Raw genomic sequence first — 14,636 nt, forward strand, 5'->3', positions numbered from 1 at the left:
TTTTCACATCAGGACGCCAGCGACAGCTCACGCTTTCCCGCATGTTGCAGTAACCACTGCGCCACGCGAGACTGCTGTTCGGCGTTGAGCCACATCCCTTCTTTGGTACGGCGCCAGATAGCATCATCCAGACGACGCACCCACTCGTGCTCAACCAGATAACGCAGCTCGGCTTCGTACAGCTCGTGGCCGAAATGCTCGCCCAGATCGGCAATCTCTTTTGCATCACCCAGGATCAGCTCGGTATTGCTGCCGTAGGTGCGGGCATAGTGGCGCGCCATCCCTTCGGTGATGAACGGGAAGCGACGGCGCAGCTTCGCGGCGTAATCATCGCGGTTATCGCCGATATCACCGCCGGGCAGTACCGCACCTTTGGTCCATGCCGGGCCAATGCCTTTATAGTACGGCGCCAGTTTTTCCAGCGCGTGCTCGGCCAGCTTGCGGTAGGTGGTGAGCTTGCCGCCAAACACGGACAGCAGCGGCGCCTGACCGTCTACGTCGTGAATATCGAGCGTATAGTCGCGGGTGATGGCCTGCGGTGAGTCGGATTCGTCATCGCACAGCGGACGCACGCCGGAGTAGGTCCAGACCACGTCGTCGCGCGACAGCTGTTTCTTAAAGTGCGCGTTATACACTTTGAGCAGGTAGTTCACTTCGCTCTCGTCGATCTCGACGTTCTTCGGATCGCCTTTGTACCCCACGTCGGTGGTACCGATGATCGAGAATTCGTCCATCCACGGGATGACGAACACGATGCGCTTGTCTTCGTTCTGCAGGATGTAGGCCTGCTTCTGGGTATGCACGCGCGGCACCACAATGTGGCTACCCTTTATCAGGCGAATGCCGTACGGGGATGGCAGATGCATACCTTCGTCAAAGAACTGCTTCACCCACGGGCCGGTGGCGTTCACCAGGCCGCGCGCTTTCCAGCTGAACTTCTCGCCGGTATCGATATCTTCCGCTTCGACAATCCACAGGCCGTTTTCACGACGGGCAGCGGTCGCGCGGGTGCGGGTTTTCACCTCGCCGCCTTTCTTCTCAACCATCTGCGCGTTCGCCAGCACCAGGCGGGCATCATCCACCCAGCAGTCGGAATATTCGAATCCGCGCACGATTTCAGGCTTAAGGACCGATTCTGAGCCAAAACGCAACCCTTTCGAACCCGGGAGGCTGGTGCGTTTACCCAGATGATCGTACATAAACAGACCAATGCGGATCATCCACGCCGGACGCAGATGCGGGCGATGGGGCAGGCGGAAGCGCATCGGAATCGCCAGATGCGGGGCCATTTTCAGCAGCACTTCACGTTCGGCCAGCGCTTCGCTGACCAGGCGGAATTCGTAGTGTTCCAGGTAGCGCAGGCCACCGTGAATCAGTTTGGAGCTGGCGGACGACGTCGCGCAGGCGAGATCGTTAGCTTCCAGCATCAGTACGGATAAACCGCGTCCTGCGGCATCGACCGCAATACCGGCACCGTTGATGCCACCGCCTATCACAATCAGATCTTTGGTTTCCATAACACCCTCATGCACTTTCGTTAAAGCTCAGAAATGTTCGATATCGCTCATAATAGCAAAGGAACGCGCTTTTGGTAACATCAAAAAAACAATTTAGAGTGATATGGATAACATAATGGCGTTTACCCGCCGCCAGGACGTACACTACGGGGTAAAATCTTGTCGTTGACCACTGTTAAGAGAACACCATGGATCAGTTTGAATGTATTAACGTAGAAGAAGCCCACCAGAAGATGCACCAGGGAAAAGCGGTGCTGGTGGACATCCGCGATCCGCAGAGTTTTGCGATGGGCCATACGCCGGGCGCGTTTCATCTTACCAACGACACGCTGGGCGCGTTTATGCGCGATAACGACTTCGACACGCCGGTGATGGTCATGTGCTACCACGGCAACAGCAGCAAAGGCGCGGCGCAGTATCTGCTTCAGCAGGGTTACGACGCGGTTTACAGCGTCGACGGCGGTTTCGATGCCTGGCATCGTCATTTCCCGGCGGAAGTGGAATACGCGTTTGAGCGCTGATCCCGCTATACTGTCCCCTTTTGTGTGGAAATAAGCGACCGCTGCCCATGTTGATGATCACCTCTTTTACCAACCCGCGCGTCGCCCAGGCGTTTGTCGACTATATGGCGACGCAGGGCGTTATTCTCACTATTCAGCAACATACGCAGACCGACGTCTGGCTGGCCGATGAGAGCCAGGCCGGGCGGGTAAACGAGGAGCTGGCGCGTTTTCTTGAGAACCCTGGCGACCCGCGCTATCTGGCGGCAAGCTGGCAGTCCGGCCAGACCGGCAGCGGATTGCACTACAGCCGCTTCCCCTTCCTCGCCACCCTTCGCGAGCGCGCGGGCCCGTTTACGCTGCTGCTGATGGCGGCCTGCATCATTGTCTTCATTATCATGAACGTGGTCGGCGACCAGAGCGTGATGATTGCCCTGGCGTGGCCCTATGATCCGTCGCTTGAGTTTGACGTATGGCGCTACTTTAGCCACGCGCTGATGCACTTCTCGGTGATGCATATCCTCTTTAACCTGCTCTGGTGGTGGTATCTCGGCGGTGCCGTTGAAAAGCGTCTGGGCAGCGGCAAGCTGATCGTTATCACCATCATCAGCGCCCTGCTGAGCGGCTACGTACAGCACAAGTTCAGCGGCCCGTGGTTTGGCGGGCTGTCGGGTGTCGTCTATGCCCTGATGGGCTACGTCTGGCTTCGCGGGGAGCGCGATCCGCAAAGCGGCATCTATCTGCAACGCGGATTGATAACCTTTGCGTTAATATGGCTAATTGCCGGATGGTTTGATCTGTTTGGTATGTCTATCGCCAACGGTGCGCACGTCGCCGGGCTGGCCGTGGGGCCGGCGATGGCCTTTGCCGACACCCTCCATGCGCGAAAACGAACATAATTCTCAGGGATAATTGATGAAACAAACACAACGTCATGATGCCATTATCGAACTGGTAAAAAAACAGGGATACGTCAGCACCGAAGAGCTGGTGGAGCAGTTTGCCGTCAGCCCACAAACCATCCGTCGTGACCTGAACGACCTGGCCGATCAGAACCGTATTCTTCGCCACCACGGCGGCGCGGCGCTGCCGTCCAGCTCGGTCAACACCTCCTGGCACGACCGAAAAGCGACGCAGACGGCGGAGAAAGAGCGCATTGCCCGCAAGGTCGCCAGTCAGATCCCGAACGGGGCGACGCTGTTTATTGATATCGGCACCACGCCGGAAGCGGTCGCCCATGCGCTGCTGGATCACGAGAACCTGCGCGTGGTCACCAACAACCTGAACGTCGCCAATACCCTGATGCAAAAAGACGATTTCCGCATCATCCTCGCGGGCGGCGAGCTACGCAGCCGCGACGGCGGGATTATCGGTGAAGCGACCCTCGACTTTATCTCTCAGTTCCGCCTCGACTTCGGCATTCTGGGCATCAGCGGCATCGACAGCGACGGTTCGCTGCTGGAGTTTGATTACCACGAGGTGCGCACCAAGCGCGCGATCATTGAAAACTCACGCCACGTGATGCTGGTGGTGGATCACTCGAAGTTTGGCCGTAACGCGATGGTGAACATGGGCAGCATCAGCATGGTGGATGCGGTCTATACCGACGTGATGCCGCCAGCGGGCGTGATGCAGGTAATTAAAGATAATAATTTGCAGCTGGAACTGTGCTAACGGTTGTGTCGGGTGGCGCTGCGCTTACCCGACCTACAAATTGTTCTCCCTCTCCCTGTGGGAGAGGGCGGGGTGAGGGCATCAGGCCGCACAAAACTAAACGCCGTACCCCATCATCTTCAACAGCTGCTGCGCATGCTGCACCGCATCCTGTCGATGCGCCACGCCCAGCTTCTGGTACAGGTTGCGGATATGCGTTTTGATGGTGGTCGCCGCCACCGCCAGCTCGCCGGCAATCTGCTCGTTGCTGTAGCCAGAATAGATCAGCCCCAGAACCTGCCATTCGCGCTGGGTAAGCGGACTGGTGCGGATAAGCTCCGGCACTTCCGGGTGGTTTAGCAGACGTTCAACGAAGTTCTCATCGAAATGCGCAAACTTGTGGCGATGATGCTGGTTAATCTCGCGCAGAATACGCTGGGCGCGATGCTGATCCAGCTCCGGCAGCGTGTTGAGCTGAATCAGCTGACGCAGCTGCTGGGCCATCACTTCCCCTTCAATCACAAAGTGGCTGATAAACCCGGTGCGGTTAGCCAGCTGTAGCGCCTCCAGCAGCACGCGCTGGGCATCGTTTTTACGGCCCGCCTGCCAGTAGAGCTGGTTTTGCAGCAGCAGGTTGCGGTTCAGGTCGCTCATCAGGCGCAGGCTGCGCGCGTTTTCGTTCAGCTCTTCCAGCACAATCTCTGCGGGCTCTAATTCACCGAGCAGGATCTGCGCGCGGGCAATGTTACGCCACTGGCTCTGCAGGAAGTGGTTGTTGGCAAATTCCGGTTTTGGCGTCTGACGCAGCCAGTTGGCGGCGGATTTTTTATCGCCGGTCATCTGCCAGTAAATCACCCGGACCTTGTCGGCGTTTGACACCCAGTCGCTATGATACTGGCCGTTGCCGAGCAGGTTTTCCAGGCGGTTAAGATGGTTGCGGGCGTTATCGAGATCGCCGCGCGCCAGCGAGCACTGCACCAGCAGCGCCAGGCACTGCAGCTGCTGCTGAGGCTGGAAACTGGAAAGAACATCCACACCCTGGCGGGCGCAGCTTTCTGCTTCATCCAGACGCGACCATGCCCACAGTAATTGAGCGCGAATACGCAGCAGGAACTCGTGCATCGGCAGCTGTTCCAGATGCTGCTCGCGAATCAGCTGGAACGCTTTCTCCTGGTTTTCCCAGGCGGCCTGCAGGAACCCCTGCGCGAATAAAATCTCGCTCTGCTGGATCAGGCTCCACAGCGCGTAGTGCCAGACATCATGACGACGCGCCATCTGTTCGGTTTGCTGCATCAGTGAAAGCGAGCGCGTGAGATCGCCCTTGCAGTGCAGCACTTCGCCGTGTACGGAGGTCGCCACGATGCGGCTGTAGAAGTTGGCCAGCGGCAGTTCATCCAGCGCGACCATCGCCAGCCGTTCCGCTTCGTTCGGGTCGCCGTCGTTAATGGCCACCTGAGCGCGCAGCGCGTTGAACTCGCCGTGCAGGGTCGTATCCATCTCGCTTTCCATCTCCTGCTCGGCGCGCGCCAGCAGGGTGTTCACTTCGCTGTAGCGATGCTGGCTCTGCATCAGCCAGGCCTGCAGCAGCACCAGACGCGGATTCTCCAGCAGGCTTTCCCACGGCAGGGCTTTGAGTGACTCTTCCAGCAGGGTCAGCTCGCTGTGGTTAAACAGGCCCCACGCGTGATTGAGGAGGATATCGCGCAGCATACTGGCATCACCGGCGGCCAGCGCATGGTGGATGGCCTCGCTCGGGAAGCCCTGTGCCATCCAGCTTTCGGCAGCGGCGCGGTGGATCTCCGGCAGTTCAACCGCCAGCTCCCACTGACAGCGCTGGCGCAGGAAGCTACCAAACAGCGGATGATAGCTAAACCACTCGCCGGGATCGTCCATGCGCGTCAGGAAAAGGCCCTGACGTTCAATCTCTTCGAGCTGAAGCTGACCGTTTTCACAGCCCGTCACCCGCACGATCAGCGCATCGTTCATGGAGCGCAGCAGCGAGCTTTTCAGCAGGAAATTACGCGTCGAGGGATCGACGCTGTCCAGCACCTCATCCACCAGGTAATCAGAGAGGTGGCTGGCGTTGATGCCGGCCAGACGGCGCGCTGACTGATGCGCCGGACTGTTGTTTTGCCGGGCAGAGAGGGCAATCAGCTGCAGCGCCGTGGCCCAGCCCGCGACGTCATCACACAGACGGCTGCTTTCGGCGGCCTCAATCGGTGAGTTCAGGCGGCAGTCGAAGAACTGTTTCGCTTCCTGGTGGGTAAAAGCAAGCTGTTGGCTACCCACTTCCAGAAGCTGATCGCGCACGCGCAGGTTGGCAATACCCAACTGCGGCAGGTTGCGTGACAGCACCACTAACGTCAGGTTTTCCGGCTGATGGCGCAGGAAGAAACGCATCGATTCATGAATCACCGGGTTAGTGATGAGATGGTAATCATCAATCACCACGTAAAGCGGGCGATGCCATTCAGCCAGTTCGATAAACAGCTGAGAGAAAAGGGAGGACAGGCTGGCGTACTGGCGCTTTTGCACCATCACCTCACTGGCGACGCAGTGTCCATGGGTGGCTTGCTGTATGGCGGCAATCAGATAGCTGGCAAAACGTTCTTGCTGGTTATCGCCCTCATCAAGGGAGTACCAGCCAAGATCGCTCTTACCTGCGGCCCATTGCGAGATGAGCGTTGTTTTTCCATAACCTGCAGGGCTCGTAACCAGCGCCAGTCGGAAATTATGCGCGCCGGAAAGTTTAGCCAACAGACGCTCGCGGACCACTGTATGGTCAAGACGAACCGGGCGACTTAATTTAGACGGAATCAACATAGGTTTCACTTCACTGTGGGGAACGAGAGATTTTATTTTTTTGCGCTTCGTAATTAATACGATATAAGGTCGGTCAGAAAGAGAACTATTGCAAGTTATGTCTGGATTTGGTGGCTCTGAATTTGCACTCTGTCACAAAACATTCAGGCAGATGATGGAACTTTCTGGAAAGGGCTTTAATGCCGCGTCAATGCTGGCTTGTATGGTTGTGCTGCGGCTGCGCTGAAACTGGTTTCAGGAAGGGATAGTGACGTCAAATTTAATAAAGGGTGGGTAAAGTTCAGCGAGAATAATACCTTTCCTGGTCATGACATCCTGTTGCAAAAATATTATTCCAGGTAAGTAATTATTTCGGCAGGGTTTAATTTCATCCGAAACTGCATTTCATTTCTTTGACATTCTCCTCGGTTACTTTTTTATCTTCCGGGCACACTCGAACTATGCTCTGAGAGTGGCCTTGATCACACTTTTCTGCTCATCCCCGCTACTCCTCCCTGTCTAATCCCCTACGGGAGGAGGAAGAGGTGAAATGAGCCAGGCACACTAGCGCCAACTTGTGTTTTCTTTCTAAAGGATGCCGATCCCCTATGTCACAGCCTACCTTCAACAAAGCTCAATTCCAGGCTGCCCTGACGCGTCAGTGGCAGCGTTTTGGCCTTCATGCTGCAAACGAGATGACGCCTCACCAGTGGTGGCAGGCAGTGAGCGGTGCGCTCGCAGAGCAGCTGGATGCTCAACCTCTGGCAAAACCGGCAAACGGGCAGCGCCATGTAAACTACATTTCAATGGAGTTCCTGATTGGCCGTCTGACGGGCAACAACCTGTTGAACCTCGGCTGGTATCAGGAGGTTGGTGACGTTCTTAAAGAACACGACATTAACCTGACCGATCTGCTGGAAGAAGAGATTGACCCGGCGTTGGGCAACGGTGGCCTGGGTCGTCTGGCGGCCTGTTTCCTGGATTCCATGGCGACCGTCGGCCAGTCGGCGATTGGTTACGGTCTGAACTACCAGTACGGCCTGTTCCGTCAGTCCTTCGCTGACGGCCATCAGATGGAAGCGCCGGACGACTGGCATCGCAATACCTACCCGTGGTTCCGCCATAACGCGCAGCTGGACGTGCAGGTTGGCATTGGCGGGAAAGTGACGAAACAAGGTCTCTGGGAGCCTGCGTTCACCATTACCGGCGAAGCCTGGGATCTGCCGGTGCTTGGCTACCGTAACGGCGTGGCGCAGCCGCTGCGTCTGTGGCAGGCGAAGCACGCCCATCCGTTTAACCTGACCAAATTTAACGACGGCGATTTCCTGCGTGCCGAGCAGCAGGGCATCGACGCCGAGAAGCTGACCAAAGTCCTCTACCCGAACGACAACCACCGGGCCGGTAAAAAGCTGCGCCTGATGCAGCAGTACTTCCAGTGCGCCTGCTCCGTGGCGGACATTCTGCGTCGCCATCACCTGGCGGGCCGCAAGCTGGCGCAGCTGCCGGACTTCGAAGTCATTCAGCTCAACGACACGCACCCGACCATTGCCATCCCGGAACTGCTGCGCGTGCTGATTGACGAGCATCAGCTGAGCTGGGACGACGCCTGGGCCATCACCAGCCGTACCTTTGCCTACACCAACCACACCCTGATGCCGGAAGCGCTTGAGTGCTGGGATGAGAAGCTGGTGAAAGCGCTGCTGCCGCGCCATATGCAGATCATCAACAAGATTAACGACCAGTTTAAAACCCTGGTGGATAAAACCTGGCCGGGCAACAAAGCGGTCTGGGCGAAGCTGGCGGTGGTTCACGATAAGCAGGTACGCATGGCGAACATGTGCGTAGTGAGCGGCTTTGCGGTGAACGGCGTGGCGGCGCTGCACTCGGATCTGGTGGTCAAAGATCTGTTCCCGGAATACCACCAGCTGTGGCCGACCAAATTCCACAACGTGACCAACGGCATTACGCCGCGTCGCTGGATCAAGCAGTGCAACCCGCTGCTGGCTGGGCTGCTGGACAAGACCCTGAAGAAAGAGTGGGCGAACGATCTGGACCAGCTCATCAACCTGGAAAAATACGCTGACGACGCGAAATTCCGCGAACAGTACCGCGCGATCAAGCTGGAGAACAAAGTTCGCCTGGCGGCGTTCGTGAAAGCGCGCACCGGGATTGAGATCAACCCAAATGCGATTTTCGATATCCAGATCAAACGCCTGCACGAGTACAAACGTCAGCACCTGAACCTGCTGCACATTCTGGCGCTGTACAAAGAGATCCGCGAGAACCCGCAGGCTGACCGCGTGCCGCGCGTGTTCCTGTTCGGCGCGAAGGCGGCGCCGGGCTACTACCTGGCGAAAAACATTATCCTCGCCATCAATAAAGTGGCGGAGGCGATCAACAGCGATCCGAACGTGGGCGACAAGCTGAAGGTGGTGTTCCTGCCGGATTACTGCGTCTCGGCGGCTGAAATGCTGATCCCGGCGGCGGATATCTCCGAGCAGATCTCAACCGCAGGAAAAGAAGCCTCCGGTACCGGCAACATGAAGCTGGCGCTGAACGGCGCGCTGACCGTCGGCACGCTGGACGGGGCGAACGTCGAAATCGCCGAGAAGGTGGGCGAAGAGAATATCTTTATCTTCGGCCACACCGTGGAAGAGGTGAAAGCCATCAAGGCCAAAGGCTACGACCCGGTGAAATGGCGTAAAAAAGACAAAGTGCTGGACGCGGTGCTGAAGGAGCTGGAGAGCGGCAAATACAGCGACGGCGGCAAGCACGCGTTTGACCAGATGCTGCACAGCATGGACAAACACGGCGGTGACCCGTATCTGGTGATGGCGGACTTCACGGCCTACGTTGAAGCGCAAAAACAGGTCGACGTGCTGTATCGCGACCAGGAAGCGTGGACCCGCGCGTGCATCCTGAACACCGCGCGCTGCGGTATGTTCAGCTCTGACCGCTCAATCCGTGATTATCAGGCCCGTATCTGGCAGGCAAAACGCTAAGGAAGCGCGATGGAGAGTAAACGTCTGGACAGTGCCGCGCAGGCGGCGGGAATTAGCCTCAGTTACATTAATGCTCACGGCAAACCACAGTCTATTGGCGCCGACACCAAAAGACGTTTGCTGGATGCCATGCACAAAACCGACGCGAAAGCGTCGGCTGCGCCGGTGCCGAACGTGAAGGTATTCACCGCAGGTAAAAAGATGCCGCTCGCGGTGGAAGGGCGCGGCGAGTTTAGCTGGCTGCTCACGACCGAAGAGGGGCATCAGCACAAAGGCCACGCCACCGGCGGCAAAACCCTTAACCTTCCGGCGAAGCTGCCGGAGGGCTACCACACCCTGACGCTCACCCAGGACGATCGGCGTTTCCACTGCCGGGTGATCGTCGCGCCAAAACGCTGCTACGAGCCGCAGGCGCTGCTCGAAGGGAAAAAGCTGTGGGGCGCCTGCGTGCAGCTCTACACGCTGCGCTCCGACAGCAACTGGGGGATCGGTGATTTTGGCGATCTGAAGAACATGCTGGCATCCGTGGGCGAGCGCGGCGGCGCGTTTATCGGCCTCAACCCGATCCACGCCCTCTATCCGGCCAACCCGGAGAGCGCCAGCCCGTACAGCCCGTCCTCCCGTCGCTGGCTGAACGTGATTTATATCGACGTTAACGCCTTAGATGACTTCAAAAACAGCAAAGAGGCGCAGGCCTGGTGGAAACTCAGTACCACGCAGCAGGCGCTGAAGCAGGCGCGCGAAGCCGACTGGGTGGACTATTCCACCGTCACGGCGCTGAAAATGGCCGCGCTGCGTCTGGCGTGGAAAGGCTTTTCGCAGCGCGATGACGAGCAGATGGCGGCGTTCCGCCAGTTCGTGACGCAGGAGGGCGAGAGCCTGTACTGGCAGGCGGCGTTCGATGCGCTGCACGCGTATCAGGTGAAAGAGGACGAAATGCGCTGGGGCTGGCCGGTCTGGCCTGAAGCGTATCAATCCGTCGACACGCCGGAAGTGAAAGCATTCTGTAAAAAATATGCCGATGAAGTGGACTTCTACCTGTGGCTGCAGTGGCTGGCGTACAGCCAGTTTGCCGCCTGCTGGCAGGTGAGCCAGGGCTATAAAATGCCGATTGGCCTGTACCGCGATCTGGCCGTAGGTGTGGCAGAGGGCGGCGCGGAAACCTGGTGCGACCGTGAACTCTACTGCCTGAAGGCCTCCGTCGGCGCGCCACCGGATATCCTGGGGCCGCTCGGCCAGAACTGGGGCTTACCGCCGATGGATCCACACGTCATGGCGGCGCGCGCCTACGAGCCGTTTATCGACCTGCTGCGCGCCAACATGCAGAACTGCGGGGCGCTGCGTATTGACCACGTGATGTCCGTGCTGCGCCTGTGGTGGATCCCGTACGGTGAAACGGCGGATCACGGGGCATACGTGCAGTATCCGGTTGACGATCTGCTGTCGATCCTGGCCCTGGAAAGCAAGCGTCACCAGTGCATGGTGATCGGTGAAGATCTCGGTACCGTGCCGGTGGAGATTGTCAGCAAGCTCCGCGACAGCGGCGTCTACTCCTATAAAGTGCTCTATTTTGAAAACGACCATGAGAAAACCTTCCGCGCGCCGCAAGCGTACCCTGAACAGTCAATGGCAGTCGCGACGACGCATGACCTTCCTACGCTTCGTGGCTATTGGGAAAGCGGCGATCTGACCCTTGGCAAAACGCTGGGCCTGTATCCTGACGAAGAGGTGTTACGCGGCCTGTATCAGGATCGCGAGCTCTCCAAACAGGGGCTGCTGGATGCGCTGCATAAGCATGGCTGTCTGCCGAAGCGCGCCGGGCATAAAGCGTCGCTGATGGCGATGACTGCGACACTCAACCGCGGTTTGCAGCGCTATATTGCCGACAGCAATAGCGCCCTGCTGGGCCTGCAGCCGGAAGACTGGATTGATATGGCGGAGCCGGTGAACATTCCGGGTACCAGCTATCAGTACAAGAACTGGCGTCGCAAGCTGTCCACCACGCTTGAGGCGATGTTTGCCGATGATGGGGTGAACAGGCTGATCAAGGATTTGGATAAGCGGCGAAAAGCTGCTGGTAAGAAGTAATAAAAAACCCGCCAGTGGCGGGTTTTTTATTATCAGGCAGTGCTCATGTAGGTCGGGTAAGGCGTAGCCGCCACCCGACTTAGGGCATCAGACCACCATATTCAGCAGCAGCACCCCGACCAGACCGCACACCGAAATAATGGTTTCCAGCGCGGACCAGGACTTGATGGTTTCACCGATCGTCAGGTTGAAGTACTCCTTGAACAGCCAGAAGCCCGGATCGTTTACGTGAGAGAAAATCACGCTACCGGAACCGACGGCGATAACCATCAGCTCAGGGCTCACGCCCGTGGTGGCAATCAGCGGCGCAACGATGCCGCCTGCGGTGATCGCTGCAACGGTCGCAGAACCCAGCGCAATACGCAGAACCGCGGCAATAGACCAGGCCATCAGAAGCGGCGACACGTTGGTTTCATGCATCATGGCAGCGATGTATTTGTCCACGCCGCTGTCGACCAGAACCTGTTTGAACGCACCGCCACCGCCGATGATCAGCAGCATCATGGCAATGATTTTGATGGAAGAGGTCAGCGTGTCGTTGATCTGATCCATGGAGCGGCCGCGGTTCAGACCGAAAGTGAACATCGCGATCAGCACGGCAATCAGCGTTGCCATCACCGGGTCACCCAGGAATTCTGCAACGGACAGGAACGCATGACCTTTTGGCAGAACCATCTCTGCCACGGCGCGCATCGCCATCAGGATCACCGGTACCAGAGAGGTCCAGACGCTGACGCCAAAGCTAGGCATCTCTTCTTCGGTGAAGGTTTTAGCGCTGTACAGACCTTCCGGGATAGGCTTATCAATCCCTTTCAGGAAGCGGGCATAAACCGGGCCTGCCAGAATCACCGTTGGGATCGCCAGAATCGTACCGAACAGCAGGGTTTTACCCATGTCGGCGTGGAAGATGGTCGCGATAGCGGTTGGGCCCGGGTGCGGCGGCAGGAAGCCGTGGGTCACGGACAGCGCCGCGGCCATTGGCACACCGACATACAGCAGCGGGATGCTCGCGGCAGCCGCAATGGTGAACACCAGCGGCAGCATCAGCACGAAGCCTACTTCATAGAACAGCGCGAAACCAACGGTAAAGCCGGTTAACACCACTGCCCACTGAATGTTCTTCTTACCAAATTTGTCGATAAGCGTGGTGGCAATACGCTGCGCGCCACCGCAGTCCGCCAGCATTTTACCGAGCATGGCGCCGAAGCCCATGATCAGCGCCAGGCTGCCGAGCGTGCCGCCGACACCGGCTTTAATCGAGCTGATAACTTTTACCAGCGGCATCCCCTGCATCAGACCGACTGCAAGTGCCACCAGAACCAGAGCGATAAATCCGTTCATTTTGAAGCGGATCATCAAGAGCAGTAATAACACAACACCGATAGCAACGATGACTAATGGCATGATTTACCTGGCCTTTGAATTGTTATGGGTAACGTCATTGTTTCAACGACAAATTCCGGTTGTCCCAACTGGGAACAGAGAAGTAACGGCACTAATACTGATGCCTTTTAAACGATTAAGTTTAGTCGGCTGTTATGAGTGTGCTTAGTGCCCATGAGAATGATACGGGTAACATGGCGTGATTGAGAATCACCCTGGAAGGCAAAATGTGAATTATGAGACGCAGGTCAACATATAGAGGGGAGCGAAGAGGGGGAGCAGGGTTTTGTAGGCCCGGTAAGCGCAGCGCCACCGGGCAATACAGACGGGCAATGAATCAGTAGTAAGAGTGCTCGCCGCGCTGGTGTTCGGTCAGGTCACGCACGCCTTTCAGTTCCGGGAACTCGTTCAGCAGCTGCTTCTCGATCCCTTCTTTCAGGGTGACATCGACCATTGAACAGCCGTTACAGCCGCCGCCAAACTGCAGAATGGCAAAACCTTCGTCGGTGATTTCCATCAGGGAAACACGACCGCCATGGCCAGCCAGCTGCGGGTTAATCTGGGATTGCAGCAGATACTCAACGCGCTCCATCAGCGGGGCATCGTCAGACACTTTACGCATTTTCGCGTTCGGTGCTTTCAGGGTCAGCTGAGAACCCAGCTGATCGGTGACGAAGTCGATCTCCGCATCTTCAAGATACGGTGCGCTCAGCTCATCAACATAGGCGGTGAGCTGTTCAAATTTAAGGGCAGTGTCGGTGGCTTCCACGGCGTCCGGAGGACAATAAGAAACACCACATTCTGCATTCGGCGTGCCTGGATTGATCACAAACACACGGATCTGCGTCCCTTCTTCCTGATTTGCCAGCAGTTTGGCAAAGTGCGCTTGTGCAGAATCGGAAATACGGATCATAGCTTTGGCCTAATAGTTGACTAAATTACCTGGGTATAATCATACGCCCATTGAAGAAGGGCTACAAGGTACGGCACAGACACCATACCTGAACCGACGCGGCGCCGCTTTGCAAAAGCAGTCGGGAAAGTTCAGCAACGGTACTGCCTGTGGTGACGACATCATCCACAATCGCGATATGGAGACCGTCGACCGGCAATTCAAGGCGAAAGGCATTTTTGAGGTTTCTTTTGCGAAGCCGGGCGCTGAGCTGATGCTGGATGGCGGTGGCATGAACACGCGTCAGCGCGCGGGCATCATACTGACAGCCAAGCCACCGGGCGAGGGGACGGCAGATCAGGTCGCTCTGATTGTAACCGCGTCGCCAGTGGCGGCGTCGGTAGAGGGGGACATTCACCAACCTGTCGATTTTCGGCAGTGCGCGGTGGCGCCGCGCCTGCAAAACCGCCAGCAGTAGCAGTCGCGCAAGGGGCTGTGCCAGGGAACTCTGGCCGGAAAACTTCAGCGCGTGAATCAGCCTGCTCAGCGGCGGAACATAATCATCCACCGCCACCAGCGCGCTCCACGGCGGGGATTTTTTCAGGCACCGGCCACAGGGCAAAGAGGGATTTGTGGCCGGTAAACCACATTGTGGACAGATCCCGATACGCCATTGCAGCGATCGCGTACAGACGGAGCAGATGCCCCACCTGCTGAGTGCCAGCGGCATTCGGCATAGCCAGCACAACCCAGGTACTGTTAGCATGTGCAACCTCCATGTGAAAAAGAGAACAGTAAC

Annotated in this window: 10 protein-coding genes; 5 read left to right on the top strand and 5 right to left on the bottom strand. The window is 57.5% G+C overall.

The features are described from left to right. Positions 1–8 precede the first annotated feature (8 nt). Positions 9–1,517 carry a glycerol-3-phosphate dehydrogenase gene (gene glpD / locus HMPREF3143_RS03555; RefSeq protein WP_070531793.1) on the bottom strand — a complete coding sequence of 503 codons (1,509 nt, stop codon included), beginning with the start codon at positions 1,515–1,517 and terminating at the stop codon, positions 9–11. Between the two features lie 188 nt (positions 1,518–1,705). Between glpD and glpE the strand changes: the two genes are divergently transcribed. The 3 genes from glpE to HMPREF3143_RS03575 are packed head-to-tail and all read left to right on the top strand — an operon-like array spanning position 1,706 to position 3,691. Further along, complete coding sequence (gene glpE / locus HMPREF3143_RS03565) at positions 1,706–2,038, top strand: thiosulfate sulfurtransferase GlpE (RefSeq protein ID WP_008503062.1); 333 nt, start codon at positions 1,706–1,708, stop codon at positions 2,036–2,038. A gap of 47 nt (positions 2,039–2,085) precedes the next feature. Beyond that, complete coding sequence (gene glpG / locus HMPREF3143_RS03570; RefSeq protein WP_070531796.1) at positions 2,086–2,916, top strand: rhomboid family intramembrane serine protease GlpG; 831 nt, start codon at positions 2,086–2,088, stop codon at positions 2,914–2,916. Between the two features lie 16 nt (positions 2,917–2,932). Next, positions 2,933–3,691, top strand: a complete 759-nt coding sequence (locus HMPREF3143_RS03575; protein WP_008503060.1) for a DeoR/GlpR family transcriptional regulator — start codon at positions 2,933–2,935, stop codon at positions 3,689–3,691. A gap of 96 nt (positions 3,692–3,787) precedes the next feature. On the opposite strand, the gene malT is transcribed toward HMPREF3143_RS03575, so the two are convergent. Further along, entirely contained in the window at positions 3,788–6,493 is a 2,706-nt protein-coding gene (gene malT / locus HMPREF3143_RS03580) for an HTH-type transcriptional regulator MalT (RefSeq protein ID WP_070531799.1), read from the bottom strand. 587 nt (positions 6,494–7,080) lie between these two features. Between malT and malP the strand changes: the two genes are divergently transcribed. Next, entirely contained in the window at positions 7,081–9,474 is a 2,394-nt protein-coding gene (gene malP / locus HMPREF3143_RS03585) for a maltodextrin phosphorylase (RefSeq protein ID WP_070531802.1), read from the top strand. A 9-nt stretch (positions 9,475–9,483) separates the two neighbouring features. Next, positions 9,484–11,562: a 4-alpha-glucanotransferase gene (malQ, locus tag HMPREF3143_RS03590; RefSeq protein ID WP_008503057.1), complete on the top strand. Its 2,079-nt coding sequence runs from the start codon at positions 9,484–9,486 to the stop codon at positions 11,560–11,562. An 87-nt stretch (positions 11,563–11,649) separates the two neighbouring features. On the opposite strand, the gene gntT is transcribed toward malQ, so the two are convergent. The 3 genes from gntT to gntX all read right to left on the bottom strand — a co-directional run bounded on the left by gntT (position 11,650) and on the right by gntX (position 14,603). Continuing rightward, a complete protein-coding gene (gene gntT, locus HMPREF3143_RS03595; RefSeq protein WP_070531805.1) occupies positions 11,650–12,966 on the bottom strand; it encodes a gluconate transporter in 1,317 nt (438 codons plus the stop codon). A gap of 316 nt (positions 12,967–13,282) precedes the next feature. Continuing rightward, positions 13,283–13,858: a Fe-S biogenesis protein NfuA gene (gene nfuA, locus HMPREF3143_RS03600; protein ID WP_008503055.1), complete on the bottom strand. Its 576-nt coding sequence runs from the start codon at positions 13,856–13,858 to the stop codon at positions 13,283–13,285. Between the two features lie 61 nt (positions 13,859–13,919). Next, complete coding sequence (gene gntX, locus HMPREF3143_RS03605) at positions 13,920–14,603, bottom strand: DNA utilization protein GntX (protein WP_023345036.1); 684 nt, start codon at positions 14,601–14,603, stop codon at positions 13,920–13,922. Positions 14,604–14,636 lie beyond the last annotated feature (33 nt).

Origin of the sequence: Enterobacter sp. HMSC16D10 (assembly GCF_001807145.1) — a bacterium.
In the GTDB taxonomy this organism is placed as follows: domain Bacteria; phylum Pseudomonadota; class Gammaproteobacteria; order Enterobacterales; family Enterobacteriaceae; genus Enterobacter; species Enterobacter roggenkampii.

Excerpts from the sequence above, each read along its gene's own strand:
- glpG (WP_070531796.1), top strand. The coding sequence starts at position 2,086 with ATGTTGATGATCACCTCTTTTACCAACCCGCGCGTCGCCCAGGCGTTT.
- malP (WP_070531802.1), top strand. The coding sequence starts at position 7,081 with ATGTCACAGCCTACCTTCAACAAAGCTCAATTCCAGGCTGCCCTGACG.
- malT (WP_070531799.1), bottom strand. The coding sequence starts at position 6,493 with ATGTTGATTCCGTCTAAATTAAGTCGCCCGGTTCGTCTTGACCATACA.
- HMPREF3143_RS03575 (WP_008503060.1), top strand. The coding sequence starts at position 2,933 with ATGAAACAAACACAACGTCATGATGCCATTATCGAACTGGTAAAAAAA.
- malQ (WP_008503057.1), top strand. The coding sequence starts at position 9,484 with ATGGAGAGTAAACGTCTGGACAGTGCCGCGCAGGCGGCGGGAATTAGC.
- nfuA (WP_008503055.1), bottom strand. The coding sequence starts at position 13,858 with ATGATCCGTATTTCCGATTCTGCACAAGCGCACTTTGCCAAACTGCTG.
- gntT (WP_070531805.1), bottom strand. The coding sequence starts at position 12,966 with ATGCCATTAGTCATCGTTGCTATCGGTGTTGTGTTATTACTGCTCTTG.
- glpD (WP_070531793.1), bottom strand. The coding sequence starts at position 1,517 with ATGGAAACCAAAGATCTGATTGTGATAGGCGGTGGCATCAACGGTGCC.
- glpE (WP_008503062.1), top strand. The coding sequence starts at position 1,706 with ATGGATCAGTTTGAATGTATTAACGTAGAAGAAGCCCACCAGAAGATG.
- gntX (WP_023345036.1), bottom strand. The coding sequence starts at position 14,603 with ATGCTAACAGTACCTGGGTTGTGCTGGCTATGCCGAATGCCGCTGGCA.